The sequence below is a fragment of the Pedobacter cryoconitis genome (assembly GCF_001590605.1).
In the GTDB taxonomy this organism is placed as follows: domain Bacteria; phylum Bacteroidota; class Bacteroidia; order Sphingobacteriales; family Sphingobacteriaceae; genus Pedobacter; species Pedobacter cryoconitis_A.
This window is the reverse complement of sequence record NZ_CP014504.1, coordinates 5,202,865-5,217,025: the sequence shown is the minus strand read 5'-3', so window position 1 is coordinate 5,217,025 and position 14,161 is coordinate 5,202,865. Positions and strand designations below refer to the sequence as shown.

Below are 14,161 nucleotides of genomic sequence, written 5' to 3'. Positions count from 1 at the left end.
TGTTATTCATATTCAAAAACATCTTTGAACAATGGAGTATTAATTATTTTTTGAAAAATAACTTTATGCCCATCTTCGTTGATATGGATTCCATCGCCATTTGAATATTTGTCTTTAATGTTGTTTTTATTGGTGGCCAGCTCCTCCAGATAATCCACCACATGCCCAGGATAAGCTTCGAGAAGTTCATCGTTTAGTATAGTTAATCTGCGCCTGTAACTATCTTCAATAAAATTACGAGGCTGTGTTCCTGTAATTAGATATTCCACATTAGCCCTGTTTAGCATTTCCACTATTATTTTATAATTTGTCAAAATTTCATCTTCAGAAAAACCCAGAGCGATGTCATTGGTTGGCATACATATAATTAATAGTTTAGGATTATATTTCAGACCAGCTTCAATACTCCTTAGCATATCAGGTAATGGACGTCCATTGAGATTGATTGCTCGGACAGGCATAATCTGGTAAGTTGTATAACCCGGAGCGGCCAGATTGATAACCTCTGCATTTTTTTTATCTTTAATGAGCTTGTTATTTAACAAGTTCGGAAAGCTTAAATCTGGATGAGCCAGTTTATAGCCAGCGGCAGTAGAAGAACCAAGCACAATAACTTTAAATTGTTTAGTGGGGTCAGAGGGCTTAATCCCTGAATCTTGAGGACTATTCTTTTTGCAAGAGGAAAAAACGAATATTAGTAAAGCAGAGAAAGTAACGAGGGATAATTTAACATTCATTTGAACCGTATATATTTTCCGAACATATGTAATATTTTTGATATAAATCAAAAATATTAAGAAAAAAAAAGTGGCCGGGCCCAGGTGTGTTTTATTTGAAAATATAACTTGTTATTAGCTCAGGAATGTTGATTTAGACTAAGATATCCTAACTTATACTTAATCAGAAATCTAACTAAAAATACCGTAAAAAAATAGCACACGAGGAAGTAGAGTAAGAATAAAATCAGATAGGTCGATATATTATAAATATCAACTTTCAAGTATTTCATCAGCAAAATATGCATCCTGGGCAGGAAAAAAATTATAAAGATGGAATGATACAGATAAATGCCAAATGTTTCTGCTCTTGGATTAAAGAAGTTAAAAGTTATTCCCCGCTGCGAGATTTTAACAAGGAGACAGAACATGGAAATCGAATAAAGCTGATTTACAACTCTCAGCACATTAAAATACTGCGTATTACTGTTCTCTAAAAGTAAGTAAGTAAGACTCTATACTTGATAACACAAACAGAGAGAGTGTAATTAATATTAACCAATTGATGTTAATTTTATAAATCTGATTGATCAGGTTATTCTGCCTGATATAAACACCAAGCCATAAATAAAACACAAATCCAAATATTGCTGAGGTATGCGATACTTCATATGCGGGGTCATAGACCGTTAAAGCAGTATATATCAGCGTAGCTAAGAACAGGATCCCGCCAAACCATATTTTGTGAATGAATTTAGTGCAGCAAAGTAAAACAGTCAGAGAAATCAGGTAATTTGGCAGATACCATAAAGCTCCATCAAGAATCAAGTATTTCATAAGTGCATAGAATGCTGTACCTGAGCGGTTACCATGGACCAGAAAGAAGGTAATACTTTCAGCGACAAGGATAATCAGTACAACTACGATATAAGGTTTGGACGTAACATTAAACCTGCGTTTAAAGTACTGGTAGGGCTCACTGGACTGTATTTTATCGCCTAATAAATATCCTGATATCAGAAAAAAGCAGATTACGCCGAATTTGAAAACCTGCATAAAAAATATATATTCAATTTTCATGAAGTTTGGCACACGGGCCAGAAACTGTTCTGTATTTAAATTGTCTGGCATAAACCTGATATGTGCCCAGACTACTCCTATCATTGAAATAAATCTTATGAAATTAATGAAGCTGTAATTGCTTTTCTCCACGACAAATTCAGCACTATTATTATGCACTATTTCTTTATCTAAAGTTAGATGTTTTCCTACCAAATTAATCTTATCAATACTCAAAATTATACACCCACATTTTTAACAGAGGGTAAACGTAGCCAATGCATATTCAAATACAAAATATAGGTTTGTATTTTTTCTTTTACAATCCCATAATTAAACAAACATTTGCTGATGTTAATTATATACATCATTTAAAAACCATCAATACCAAAGCAAAGATTAGAAATTTATTCTTTAAATGTAAAAATAAAGTAAAATCTACAATTCAGACAGCTGTTTCTATTTAGGGTAGGAAAACGATAAGCCCGACAAATATTTACTGATTTTTCTAAAAGGATAACCTCCTGCTCCTTTTTCTGAAAATTGAACAATGATGGTATTTGTTAAGGGATCAATGTATAATATCTGACCCCTCATTCCTTCTGCAGCATAGTCTCCTGTCAAACCCTCTTGTGGAACCCACCATAAATAGTGATGTGCTGATTTCTGCCAGCCTTTAGCGTTTGCAGGAGCTTCATTTCTCAAATTGACAGATTGGCGACCCATGCTTCCGGAATCACCTGGCGGCCGTTATACAGCCCTTTATTCAGATAAAGGCGGCCGAGTTTAGCCAGGTCTATTGCCGTAGACTGGAACCTGCTTGCTGTGTTCGCAAATCCGTTTTGATGGTCCAGCCCAAAACTTGCCGGATAGGCAGTACCAATTTGTTTCCATACTTTATCCTGAAAGTAAGCTGCAGCTTTCTGGCCTGTTGCATTTTCCAGTGCCCAGGTTAACAGAAAAACATCTATACTTTTATACTTCCAGACGGTACCGGGTTTATTCGTCAACTTTACCTGGAGTAATTCCTTTTTGATATCTTCTGTATAATAATATTTCGCTTCGTCTGATAGGAAAGCGGCTATAATTCCTCCAGAAACTTCCTTAAACTCCAGACCGGATTTCATCTCCAGCAAATTTCTCAATGTAAGCTGATTCAATGCAGGATTATTTTTGAGTTCGGGAACGTACTGCGTAAGGTGATCATCCAGGCTTTTAATTTTTCCTTCAGCCAGCGCTTTACCTGTCATGACCGATACCATGGTTTTGGCGACTGAGAAAAGTGTGGTCAGCGTCGTATCGCTATAGCCAGGAGCAAATTTCTGATAAATAATCGTGTCATTCCGGATGACCATAAAAGCTAGAGCTTTTCCGTCTTTCAGGTAGGTAGTAAATGGAACGGATTCATTTTTCCAGTTCAGCACATGAACAGTATCCAGATCATCCCGGTTAGCTGCTGCTTTTACAAAATGAAAAGCGGTGGCTGAAGGCTGGATAAAGGCTTGCGGAAATATTTTATAGGTATTGGCATCAGGAGATTGGTACCGTAAAACCCGGATCAGCTCCGGGCGCCACGTAAACAATACCGCAAAAAGAAACACAAAAACTAAAGTAACAGCCGCAAGCCAGTAAAGAGTCCGTTTCATCTTATGGATTTGTAGACCAAAGTCCTGCTTCTTTCACAAAAACCCTGCGGTTTAATTTCAATTGACTTACCACTAATTCTGCAAGGTCTTCTGGTTGCATCACTTTATCGGGGTTTCCGTCAGTAAGATTAAGATCTTTAGCCATATCTGTTGCGACTGTACTTGGTGTTAATGTCGTTACACGGATATTATGTTTACGGACTTCTTGCATTAAAGATTCAGAAAGACCAATTAATGCAAATTTAGAAGCACTGTAAGCACTGGTCACAGCAGCGCCGCGCTGACCTGCTGTAGAAGAAATATTTACAATATCCCCAGTTCTGCGGTCTATCATTTCAGGAAGTACGGCACGGGTTACGTAATAAGCACCGAATAAATTGACCTTTACAATCTCTTCCCATCTTGCTGGCTCTAACTCCATGAAAGAACCAAAAGAACTGATCCCTGCATTATTGATCAGCACATCTATCACACCTAGCTCAGTTTTTATTTTCGCCACAGCAGCATTTACTGAGTCTATAGAAGCAACATCTGCCGTTGCGATGGCGGCATGGACATTAAAAGCTTTTAGTTCTTTTGCCACACTTTCCAAGTCAGCTTCTGTTCTGGCAATTAGTCCCACATTTACCCCCTCTTGTGCAAGGGCAATCGCCAAAGCACGGCCAATTCCTTTACCAGCACCTGTAATCAGTGCATTTTTTCCTTTTAGTGATTCCATGATATCAATTGTTGAACTACAAAACTAAGAAACTTTGCAAAAATTATCCCTTCCCTATTTCACAATTGAACAACGATAGCTTTTATCTATACAATAGATAATCCGGGAAAGTTTGAAAACAAAAAATCCCGCAAGCACAAGCTTACGGGATCCATAGTTAGTTATGAGGTATTAGAAATTTTTACCTTTGATTTTACGTTCAGCTTCAGTTAAGTGAATTTTACGTAAACGCATGCTTAATGGAGTGATTTCAATGTACTCATCAGCCTGGATGTATTCCATAGCTTCTTCCAGAGAGAACTTAATTGCCGGAGCAATACGGTTACTATCATCTGTACCTGATGCACGCATGTTAGTTAAAGCTTTTCCTTTAACAATGTTTACTACTAAATCATTATCACGGATGTGCTCACCCATAATCTGACCTTCATAAACATCAACACCCGGATCAACGAAGAAACGGCCACGATCCTGTAATTTATCAATTGAATAAGCTGTTGTGCTTCCTTTTTCCATAGAAACCAATACACCATTCAATCTTCCAGGAATAGTACCTTTCCAAGGCTCGTAAGCTTTGAAACGGTGAGCCATAATCGCTTCACCACCTGTAGCAGTTAATACGTTATTTCTTAAACCAATGATACCACGTGCAGGGATTTCAAACTCTAAATGTTGTAAATCACCTTTTGGCTCCATGATCAACAGTTCACCTTTACGTTGTGTAACCAGTTCAATTACTTTACCAGCAACTTCACCCGGAACGTCAACGATCAGTGTTTCAACTGGCTCACATTTTTTACCATCAATTTCTTTGATAATTACCTGTGGTTGTCCTACTTGAATTTCGTATCCTTCGCGACGCATAGTCTCAATTAATACTGATAAATGCAGAATACCTCTACCGTATACTAAATAAGCATCAGGTGATTCAGTCTCTACGACTTTCAAGGCAAGATTTTTCTCCATCTCTTTGTACAAACGTTCTTTGATACGTTGAGAAGTAACAAATTTACCTTCTTTACCGAAAAATGGTGAGTTGTTGATTGTGAACAACATGTTCATAGTCGGCTCATCAATTTTGATAACTGGTAATTGCTCAGGAGCTTCAAAATCAGCAATAGTATCACCGATGTCAAATCCATCAATACCTACAACTGCGCAAATATCACCTGAAAATACTTCAGTAGTACGAACTTTACCTAATCCTTCGAAAGTATATAATTCTTTTACTCTTGATTTTACCATTTTACCATCACGTTTGATTAAAGTAACCGGTTGGTTTTCTTTAATTGATCCGCGGTGAACACGTCCAACTGCGATACGGCCTACGAAAGATGAATAATCTAACGAAGTGATCTGCATTTGTAAAGTTCCTTCAATTAGTGGTGGAGCTGGAATGTTAGCAACAACTGCATCTAATAAAGGGAAAATATCTGTAGTTGGTTTAGTGTAATCAGTACTCATCCATCCTTGTTTAGATGAACCGTAGATTACAGGGAAATCCAACTGATCTTCTGTAGCTTCAAGGTTAAAGAACAATTCGAAGATCTGCTCATAAACCTCTTCAGGACGACAGTTTTCTTTATCTACTTTATTTACAACAACAATAGGCTTCAAACCTAAAGCCAAAGCTTTTTGAGTTACGAAACGAGTTTGAGGCATTGCACCTTCAAACGCATCGCATAACAACAATACACCATCAGCCATTTTTAATACACGTTCAACTTCACCACCGAAATCGGCGTGACCAGGTGTATCAATGATATTAATTTTAATATCTTTATACATTACTGAAACGTTTTTGGAAACGATCGTAATACCACGTTCTCTTTCCAGGTCGTTATTGTCAAGTATTAAGTCACCTGTTTGCTCGTTGTCACGAAAAATAGAACAAGTGTGTAAAATCTTATCAACCAATGTAGTTTTACCGTGGTCAACGTGTGCTATAATAGCTATGTTTCTTATTTTTTGCATAAAATGCGCCTAAATTTTGGCGCAAAGATAACGTAAATAATTGATATATCAGCCTATTACCTAGGACTATGTCAATATATTTCGTATAAAAAGCAATCCGGACATCAATTTCCTTTTCATCTTATTCCAAGATGATTGTGTAACAAAACCGTCTGATCCACAAAGAAAAAAATTGATAACGCCTGTTTTTTAACAGAAAAAGTGATCTTTAAAGATTGAGCAGCTATGCAGAAATGATAAGCTGAAAAAGAGTTAATAATAAGCTTAAAGATAACGTTTATGACAGAACATAGGAAAGCAATACTGGTTGGTGCAAGCGGATCTATAGGCCGGAGTTTATTACAGGACTTATTAAATGATGTACATTATACGGAGGTGCTGGTACTGGTCCGCAAAAAATTAACAATACAACATCCTAAGTTAAATCAACTGGTGATAGATTTTGACCAGCTTAGTGCGTATGCGGCAGACATTAAAGGAAATGCAGTCTTCTGCTGCCTTGGCACAACCAAAAGCCAGACTCCGGATCAGCAACAGTATCGCCAGATAGATTATCAGTACCCATTGGACATCGCCAGGATAGCACTTACAAATGGTGCAGAAAGTTATCATTTAGTCTCTGCTATGGGTGCAGATGAAACCTCTTCTTTTTTTTATAACAGAACAAAAGGGGAAGTAGAACGCGATCTGAAAGCGATTCCTTTCAAGAGTATTCATATCTACCGCCCTTCTTTACTGGATGGAGAAAGGTCACAAAAACGCTTTGGGGAAAGTATGATGAACAAACTAATGCACATTATCAACCCGCTTTTGGTGGGTAAATGGAGAAAGTACAGGAGTATTAAAGTGGGTGCAGTGGCAAAAGTAATGGTTGCACAGTCTTTAAATGACCAGAAGGGGATATTTACACATCCTTCTGATCAGATTCAGGCTTTAAGCGATGTGCTTTAAAAACTTTATACCCCAGACCAGAAAGATCAATAACAGCTATTGTAAAAAACTTTAAGCTGCTTTACAAAAACGTTTTTCTTGGAAATGCCCAGCATAAAAATGAGGGGAGTGCTTTAGACCAGGTGGCTACGTTATGCTTCCCTCCTACCATTTCATAGTAGAAAATATCTTCTTGTCTTTTGTATCCTTTTTTAGTTAATTCTTTGATAATATCAATTGTATCATCAATAGAGTCAATGATAAAATTACGGTTACGGTCAGCGGTTTCATCTGCTGTTCCGGTCATTAACCAGAATTTCACCAAAGGTTTTCCTTCGGTTTCTCTGATTACCTGGTGCATAATCCGGTCGTCATCCGTATATCCGTCCTTAAGATCTTTTTTTCTCCACCAGAAAGAACCAGAAAAAACTCCGGCCAGGTCAAAGAAAGCATCGTTTTTCCAGACAATATCAAAAGCTGTTAACCCGCCTAATGAACATCCGACAAATGCACGTTTGCCCAAAAAAGGCATTCCAATCTCTTTTTCAAGGTAAGGCATTAATTCAAGGGTGATAAATTTGGAATACGCATCAGCCTTGCTGCCCCTTGAGGCAAAATCAACAGCGCCGGCAACGCCATATTCCTGAAGCCGGTCTTCAGAAGCTTTAATTGCAGCAACAACAACGGGTTCGATTTTCTGATCTTCGTATAAACTGCTTAGAGTCTCCTGCAGATTCAGTCCTGCAGCATCCTGTCCATCGTTTAACAACAATAAATTCAACTTTTCATTTCCCAGCAATCCAGAAGGATAGAATAATTCTATTTCCACTATACGCTGTAAATGGGTGGACTCTAATTGGCGGACAACGGGGGTTAACCCAAGAACTGATTTTGTAGTATACATAATTCAACGAATTCCCTTTCTCACAAATTCCCTGCAAATTTAACAATCTCCAGAAATAATTATCTATTTTTTCGATACAGAAACCAAGCTAATACCAATCAGTTGATGCTTTTTATATCTAAACTTATACAGATTAAATAAATTGATAAGAGATTAAGAATAAATTTATTAAACCTTTTGGGTTTGAATGAGTTTTACATATCTTCAGTATACTAATAGGGAAAGCCGTGAAAGAAGAATATAAGAAATGGTACAGCCCAAATTTATGTGGCGATATAGAACTCCTGATGTATGGCCATAGCGGGCAGCCGGTATTGCTTTTCCCTACAAGTAAAGGCCGTTATTATGAAACAAAAGATTTCGGCCTGATTGCTTCAGTACAACACCTGATCGAGGAAGGAAAAATTAAAATATATTGCCCCGATAGTATTGATGCACTGAGTTGGTATAATAAAGATATCTCTCCGGCAGGCCGTGCACACAACCATTCCTGGTACGATAAAATGCTGGTTGAAGAACTTTTTCCAATGGCAGTCCACGAAACCGGTTATCAAAAAGTAGTTGCAGCCGGATGCAGTTTTGGCGGCTATCATGCGGCGAATTTTGCATTCAAACACCCTGCTTTAGTGAGTCATATGTTCAGCATGAGCGGAACGTTTGATATTACTCCACAAACAGATGGTTATTATAACATTGATATTTATTATAATAACCCGGTTGACTTTCTTCCCCGTGATCAGGATCCTGACCTATGGAATATGAATATTATATTGGGCACAGCAGACCGGGATATTTGTAAACCCTTTAACGAACGTTTATCAGGAATTCTTCATCAGAAAAACATCAACCACTGGCTGGATATCAGACCTGATGCGGATCATGACTGGCCAATATGGCGACAAATGTTCCCGGATTATTTAGCCAGAATATAAACAACATGATAAAAAAGAATATAAAACAGTATAAAAAGCAACTCCCTAATTTTAAAAATCTATGAAGAAAATAGGCATCTTATTCGGACAGGAACGATCATTTCCTGAAGCCTTCGTGAAACGTGTAAATGAATTAGGAGGCAAAGATTTCCAGGCGGAATTTGTCAATATCGATAAAATATTCCAGGCTGAACCGTTGGATTATGCCGTAATCATTGACCGGATTTCTCAGGATGTTCCATTTTACAGGGCATCTTTAAAAAATGCAGCAATTACAGGAACAGCAGTAATTAATAACCCTTTTTGGTGGAGTGCCGATGAAAAGTTTTTCAACAATGCACTGGCTGTCAAACTAGGGATCCCTGTTCCTAAAACTGCGCTGATCCCCTCTCATGCCAGACCGGATGATACGAATGAAAATTCTTTCAGCAACCTGGCTTTTCCTTTTGACTGGGATAATATTTTTGAATATACTGGTTTTCCGGCTTATATGAAACCTTTTGACGGTGGCGGCTGGAAAGAAGTTTATAAGCTAAATAATAAAGAAGAATTTTTCGATAAACACAGCCAGACGCATCAGCACGTCATGATGCTGCAGGAAGAAATTGAGTTTGACGAATATTTCAGGTGTTATTGTATTGGAGGAAAATATGTCCGTATCATGCAGTATGAACCGCGTAATCCTGCGCATTTAAGGTATGCTGTAGAGGAAAAATCTGCTAATGAAAAGCTGCTCAAGACGATCCATGATTATGTGATTAAATTGAACCAGTATTTAGGCTATGATTTTAATACGGTTGAGTTTGCAGTGCGTGATGGAATCCCTTATGCCATTGATTTCTGCAACCCCGCACCTGATGCAGATATTAAAAGTGTAGGTCAGGAAAATTTTGACTGGGTGGTAGAATATTCGGCAAAATATGCAATAGAAAGAGCAGAAACGCAGATTGATGGACAGGATAACTTAACTTGGGGCGAATATTTGAAGTCTGCTATTGCTGGAAAACCATTAACTGGTGTTGGTAAGCCGGCAAAAGCAATTCCGGCTGAAGCGGTAAGTCCAGCGAAACCTAAGGCAGAAAGTTCAGTGAAGACCAAGCCTCAGGCTTCAGCAAAAACTAAACCGGAGAGTTCAGCGAAGATTAAACCTGAAACTTCAGTAAAGACTAAACCTGAAACTTCAGCAAAACCTAAAGCAGCAGTAAAAATTACTGAACCTGCTAAAAAAGCAAAAACGACAGCAACTGATAAAACAGCGGCAGCAAAGAAAAAATAGATTCAATAAGGAGGTTCCAAGATGATGAATGAATTTACGCTCGGTGTAGAAGAAGAATATATGGTCATTGACCCGGTTACGCGTGAGCTAACCTCTCATGATCAGAAAATAGTGGAAGCTGCGCAAAAAATCCATAAAGACCAGGTAAAGGCAGAGATGCACCAGGCAGTTGTGGAAGTTGGAACTGGTATTTGCAAAAATACTGAACAAGCACGTCTGGAAATATCACAGTTGCGCCATACGGTATCGGTACTTGCAGGCGAACAGGGTTTACGTATTGGTGCATCAGGAACTCACCCATTTTCACATTGGGAAAAACAACTGATTACTGAACACCCAAGATATAGCGAAATTGTCAATGAGCTTCAGGAGGCTGCACGCTCTAACCTGATTTTTGGTTTGCACGTTCATGTAGGCTTCCAGTCGCGGGAGCTGGCCATTCACATTGCTAACCAGGTCCGTTATTTCCTGCCCCATGTATTTGCTTTATCTACAAATTCACCTTTTTGGGAAGGCAGAAACACCGGGTATAAATCATACAGAACAAAAATATTTGATAAGTTTCCAAGAACTGGCATCCCCGATGTATTCAATAGCATTGAAGATTATGATAACTATGTTAAGCTACTGATCAAAACAAACAGTATTGATAATGCCAAAAAGATCTGGTGGGATATCCGTGTACATCCATTCTTTGAAACTATTGAGTTCAGGATCTGCGACTGTCCAATGCTGATCGACGAAACGATGGCTTTTGTAGCTTTGTTTCAGGCTCTTTGCGCTAAATTGTATAAGCTTCGCCTGCAAAACATGAGTTTTATCAATTATTCAAGAGCGCTGATCAATGAGAATAAATGGCGGGCAGCCCGTTATGGAATTGATGGGAACTTAATTGACTTCGGTAAAGAAATGGAGATCAATTGCCGCAATCTTGTACTGGAACTATTAGATTTTGTAGACGATGTTGTAGATGAACTCGGATGCAGAGCGGATCTTGATTATATCCACAAGATCCTTGAAAATGGCACAGGCGCCGATAGACAACTGGCAATTTATTCACAAACAGGCAGCTTTGAATCTGTTGTAGATTACATTACTTCACAAACTTTAATCGGGGCACACGGATGACAGAACAGCTAAAAGAAATTAAAGTTGCGGTCATAGATATGAATAACGGGTTTCCTAACCAGGGACTGAGAGGTATTCTGAATATTGTATCTACTTACAAAGAAGAGCATGCGCTGAATTTATCGGTTCAAGTGTTCGATCTGAGGGTAAAAGATGAAATTCCGGGAACGGAGTTTGATATTTATATTTCAAGTGGTGGCCCGGGCAGTCCGTATGAGGGCGAAGGTCAGGCATGGGAAAACTCGTTTTTCACCTTGCTGGATGATTTAGAGGCTTATAATCAAACACACGAAGATAAAAAATATACTTTCTTAATTTGTCACTCTTTCCAGATGGCCTGCCGAAAATATGGCTTAGGCCTGGTTACAGAACGGAAATCTAACGCTTTCGGGATTTTCCCTGTCACTTTAACAGCACAAGGAGAAAATGATATTATCTATGCCGGCCTCATTAATCCATTTTATACAATTGATAGCAGAGACTGGCAGGTCGTGGATGCAGAAGATGAAACTTTCAACGAAACAGGAGCTGAGGTTTTAGCCCTGGAAAAAGAACGGCCACATGTTGATCTGGAACGCTGTATTATGTCCATTCGTTTCTCTAAAGAGTTTGTCGGAACCCAGTTTCATCCCGAAGCAGATCCGGAAGGCATGAGATTATACTTACTAGAAGAAGAGAAAAAAAACACCATTATTGCTGCACATGGGGAAGAGAAATATCTTGATATGCTGGAAAGTCTGGATAATCCGGATAGGATTCTGCTAACTCAGCAAACTATATTACCCAATTTTTTAACTGAAGCTATTCAATTTCTTAAAGAAGCCTGATATGGTCCGTACTTATAGGGAATATTTTAACCGGAACTTTACCAAAGACAAGTACGTTCAGTTTTTACGTGTACTTGGCGAAGATTATCCCCCAATAACAATCAGATTTGCCGAAACGCCTGTATTCATCCCTGAGGATTTAAAAAATCAGCTGATCGAAGCGGGCGAAGAAATCATCAAGTTAATCAAACAACCTGATTTCAAAGCGCTTACCGACAATGCAATTCCTAAAGAATGGATTGTTCCCAATGAAAATGATCATCCTCATTTTTTAGCATTCGATTTTGCCATTTGTAAAGATGAAGAGGGCCGTTTAGTACCCAGACTGATAGAAATGCAGGGATTCCCTTCTTTATTTGGTTTTCAGGCACATTTAGCTGATGTTTATAAAGAGACTTTTGAGTTGGATGAACTCGCAGATTTCAGTCCTTTTTTCCATGGGATAGATCAGCAAAGCTATATCGCTTTATTGAAAAAGGTGATACTAGGCCCTTTTGCCCCCGAAGAAGTTGCTTTAATGGATATCGACGCTCTAAATCAGAAAACAGCGATTGATTTCTTTGTCACCGCCAAACATTTAGGGATACGGATTCTAAGCTTAACGGATATTTTTAAAGAAGGCAATCAGCTATTTTATATAGAGCAGGGCAAGAAAATCAGGTTAAGAAGGATTTATAACCGCCTGATTTTTGACGAAGTAAGTACACAACAGGAATTATTTAAGCTCAGTTTTGACCCGAGAGATGAACTGGACATCGAATGGATCACACATCCTAACTGGTTTTACCGGATCAGCAAATTCACCATGCCCTTTTTAAAGAATGAATTTGTACCTGAAACCCGGTTTTTAAATACTATTGAAGTAATACCTTCCGATTTGGAGAATTACGTACTCAAACCTTTGTTTTCATTTGCAGGAATGGGTGTGATTATAGAAGTTAGCAAGGCTGATATTGACGCAATAACTGATCCTGAGAACTGGATTTTACAAAGAAAAGTGAATTATGAACCTGTTGTTCAATCGCCAGATGGCCTGGTTAAAGCAGAGCTCAGATTACTCTATATCTGGCCGGATGGAGAAGAGCCTCAATTGTGTATTAACCTGGCCCGTTTAAGCAGAGGGAAGATGATCGGGGTACGGTATAATGCCGATTTTGACTGGGTAGGCGGCACTGTAGGCCTAATGGCCCAGTAAATTTACATTTAACAGACTCCCTGAATAGATCAATTGATTATAATTGTATTATGGATATTCAAGCTATTTTAGCAGGACTTTTATTTGTTGCAGCCTTATGCTATATAGGCCGTATCATTTATCGCGCCGTATCCCCAAAAAGTGGTGGATGCGCATCTAATTGCAAATGTGGTGTAGATTTTTCTAATATTGAAACTAAAAATAAATAGTTTTCATCTATATCAATATGTTCCAACAGCTTAAAGATTATCTGCAAAAAAGGATTACAGTTACTGACGAGCAGTTTGAACTGATTTCAAGAGACATTAAAGTCAAAGTAATTGAAAAAAACCAGGTGCTTGTTGCGCCCGGTGAAATCAATTCCAAGGGTTATTTTGTGACTGAAGGACTGTTACGCTGCTATTCCATTGACAGCAAAGCAAAGGTCAACATTATTCAGTTTGCTCCTGAAAACTGGTGGATGTCTGAAAGGAACAGCCTTTTCAATGAACCTTCCGATTTCTATATTGATGCTGTAGAACGTACTACAGTATTGCAGATTCCTAAAAACTATTTTGATGATGCAGCAAAAAACATCCCTTGTTTTGCTGACCTTAACTATACCATGCTGAACAATTCGATCCGCTTTATGCAAAAAAGGATCAATATGTTATTAAGTGCAACTGCTGAAGAAAGATATCTTGATTTTATCAAATTATATCCTAACCTGACGCTCCGTGTACCACAATGGATGATTGCCTCTTACCTTGGTATTACACCAGAATCTTTAAGCAGAGTACGTAAAGACCTCGCACACAAACATTTCAAAGTTTAACTATTTCTTATCATACATCAACACCCACGCTCAACATTAGCT

The 14,161-nt window shown here is 38.3% G+C and carries 15 protein-coding genes; 8 read left to right on the top strand and 7 right to left on the bottom strand.

Annotated features, from left to right (window positions below; all coding sequences use genetic code 11):
• Positions 1-2: 2 nt before the first annotated feature.
• From AY601_RS22180 to typA, 6 genes are all read right to left on the bottom strand, one after another.
• Positions 3-737, bottom strand: a complete 735-nt coding sequence (locus AY601_RS22180; protein WP_068405246.1) for an SGNH/GDSL hydrolase family protein — start codon at positions 735-737, stop codon at positions 3-5.
• Between the two features lie 462 nt (positions 738-1,199).
• Positions 1,200-1,928 carry an acyltransferase gene (locus AY601_RS22170; protein ID WP_257722252.1) on the bottom strand — a complete coding sequence of 243 codons (729 nt, stop codon included), beginning with the start codon at positions 1,926-1,928 and terminating at the stop codon, positions 1,200-1,202.
• A 306-nt stretch (positions 1,929-2,234) separates the two neighbouring features.
• Positions 2,235-2,480, bottom strand: coding sequence for a hypothetical protein (locus AY601_RS22160; protein ID WP_068405234.1), 246 nt, complete (start codon positions 2,478-2,480; stop codon positions 2,235-2,237).
• Positions 2,477-3,421, bottom strand: a complete 945-nt coding sequence (locus AY601_RS22155) for a serine hydrolase domain-containing protein (RefSeq protein WP_068405232.1) — start codon at positions 3,419-3,421, stop codon at positions 2,477-2,479. The genes AY601_RS22160 and AY601_RS22155 overlap by 4 nt, the downstream gene beginning before the upstream one ends.
• Before the next feature lies 1 nt (position 3,422).
• Positions 3,423-4,139 carry a 3-ketoacyl-ACP reductase gene (locus AY601_RS22150; protein WP_068405230.1) on the bottom strand — a complete coding sequence of 239 codons (717 nt, stop codon included), beginning with the start codon at positions 4,137-4,139 and terminating at the stop codon, positions 3,423-3,425.
• A 171-nt stretch (positions 4,140-4,310) separates the two neighbouring features.
• A complete protein-coding gene (gene typA / locus AY601_RS22145; RefSeq protein WP_068405228.1) occupies positions 4,311-6,113 on the bottom strand; it encodes a translational GTPase TypA in 1,803 nt (600 codons plus the stop codon).
• Between the two features lie 279 nt (positions 6,114-6,392).
• Between typA and AY601_RS22140 the strand changes: the two genes are divergently transcribed.
• Positions 6,393-7,064, top strand: a complete 672-nt coding sequence (locus AY601_RS22140; RefSeq protein ID WP_068405226.1) for an oxidoreductase — start codon at positions 6,393-6,395, stop codon at positions 7,062-7,064.
• Positions 7,065-7,125: 61 nt separating this feature from the next.
• Here the strand turns inward: AY601_RS22140 and AY601_RS22135 are convergent, their stop codons facing one another.
• A complete protein-coding gene (locus AY601_RS22135; RefSeq protein ID WP_068405224.1) occupies positions 7,126-7,947 on the bottom strand; it encodes an alpha/beta hydrolase in 822 nt (273 codons plus the stop codon).
• 227 nt (positions 7,948-8,174) lie between these two features.
• Here AY601_RS22135 and AY601_RS22130 point away from each other — a divergent pair, with 227 nt between their 5' ends.
• The 7 genes from AY601_RS22130 to AY601_RS22105 all read left to right on the top strand — a co-directional run bounded on the left by AY601_RS22130 (position 8,175) and on the right by AY601_RS22105 (position 14,119).
• The gene (locus AY601_RS22130) at positions 8,175-8,879 is read left to right on the top strand and encodes an esterase family protein (RefSeq protein ID WP_068405222.1); all 705 of its coding nucleotides are present in this window, start codon (positions 8,175-8,177) and stop codon (positions 8,877-8,879) included.
• A gap of 61 nt (positions 8,880-8,940) precedes the next feature.
• On the top strand, positions 8,941-10,155 hold the full coding sequence (locus AY601_RS22125; RefSeq protein ID WP_084359391.1) for an ATP-grasp domain-containing protein: 1,215 nt from the start codon (positions 8,941-8,943) through the stop codon (positions 10,153-10,155).
• A gap of 21 nt (positions 10,156-10,176) precedes the next feature.
• Positions 10,177-11,283: a carboxylate-amine ligase gene (locus tag AY601_RS22120; RefSeq protein WP_068405220.1), complete on the top strand. Its 1,107-nt coding sequence runs from the start codon at positions 10,177-10,179 to the stop codon at positions 11,281-11,283.
• Positions 11,280-12,110 carry a type 1 glutamine amidotransferase gene (locus AY601_RS22115; protein ID WP_068405216.1) on the top strand — a complete coding sequence of 277 codons (831 nt, stop codon included), beginning with the start codon at positions 11,280-11,282 and terminating at the stop codon, positions 12,108-12,110. Before AY601_RS22120 ends, AY601_RS22115 begins: the two co-directional genes overlap by 4 nt.
• A gap of 1 nt (position 12,111) precedes the next feature.
• A complete protein-coding gene (locus tag AY601_RS22110) occupies positions 12,112-13,305 on the top strand; it encodes a hypothetical protein (protein WP_068405214.1) in 1,194 nt (397 codons plus the stop codon).
• A gap of 50 nt (positions 13,306-13,355) precedes the next feature.
• The gene (locus AY601_RS25815; RefSeq protein WP_157288062.1) at positions 13,356-13,514 is read left to right on the top strand and encodes a FeoB-associated Cys-rich membrane protein; all 159 of its coding nucleotides are present in this window, start codon (positions 13,356-13,358) and stop codon (positions 13,512-13,514) included.
• 17 nt (positions 13,515-13,531) lie between these two features.
• The gene (locus AY601_RS22105) at positions 13,532-14,119 is read left to right on the top strand and encodes a Crp/Fnr family transcriptional regulator (protein WP_068405211.1); all 588 of its coding nucleotides are present in this window, start codon (positions 13,532-13,534) and stop codon (positions 14,117-14,119) included.
• The last annotated feature ends 42 nt before the right edge of the window (positions 14,120-14,161 follow it).

Excerpts from the sequence above, each read along its gene's own strand:
- AY601_RS22180 (WP_068405246.1), bottom strand. The coding sequence starts at position 737 with ATGAATGTTAAATTATCCCTCGTTACTTTCTCTGCTTTACTAATATTC.
- AY601_RS22155 (WP_068405232.1), bottom strand. The coding sequence starts at position 3,421 with ATGAAACGGACTCTTTACTGGCTTGCGGCTGTTACTTTAGTTTTTGTG.
- AY601_RS22150 (WP_068405230.1), bottom strand. The coding sequence starts at position 4,139 with ATGGAATCACTAAAAGGAAAAAATGCACTGATTACAGGTGCTGGTAAA.
- typA (WP_068405228.1), bottom strand. The coding sequence starts at position 6,113 with ATGCAAAAAATAAGAAACATAGCTATTATAGCACACGTTGACCACGGT.
- AY601_RS22140 (WP_068405226.1), top strand. The coding sequence starts at position 6,393 with ATGACAGAACATAGGAAAGCAATACTGGTTGGTGCAAGCGGATCTATA.
- AY601_RS22135 (WP_068405224.1), bottom strand. The coding sequence starts at position 7,947 with ATGTATACTACAAAATCAGTTCTTGGGTTAACCCCCGTTGTCCGCCAA.
- AY601_RS22125 (WP_084359391.1), top strand. The coding sequence starts at position 8,941 with ATGAAGAAAATAGGCATCTTATTCGGACAGGAACGATCATTTCCTGAA.
- AY601_RS22120 (WP_068405220.1), top strand. The coding sequence starts at position 10,177 with ATGATGAATGAATTTACGCTCGGTGTAGAAGAAGAATATATGGTCATT.
- AY601_RS22115 (WP_068405216.1), top strand. The coding sequence starts at position 11,280 with ATGACAGAACAGCTAAAAGAAATTAAAGTTGCGGTCATAGATATGAAT.
- AY601_RS22110 (WP_068405214.1), top strand. The coding sequence starts at position 12,112 with ATGGTCCGTACTTATAGGGAATATTTTAACCGGAACTTTACCAAAGAC.
- AY601_RS25815 (WP_157288062.1), top strand. The coding sequence starts at position 13,356 with ATGGATATTCAAGCTATTTTAGCAGGACTTTTATTTGTTGCAGCCTTA.
- AY601_RS22105 (WP_068405211.1), top strand. The coding sequence starts at position 13,532 with ATGTTCCAACAGCTTAAAGATTATCTGCAAAAAAGGATTACAGTTACT.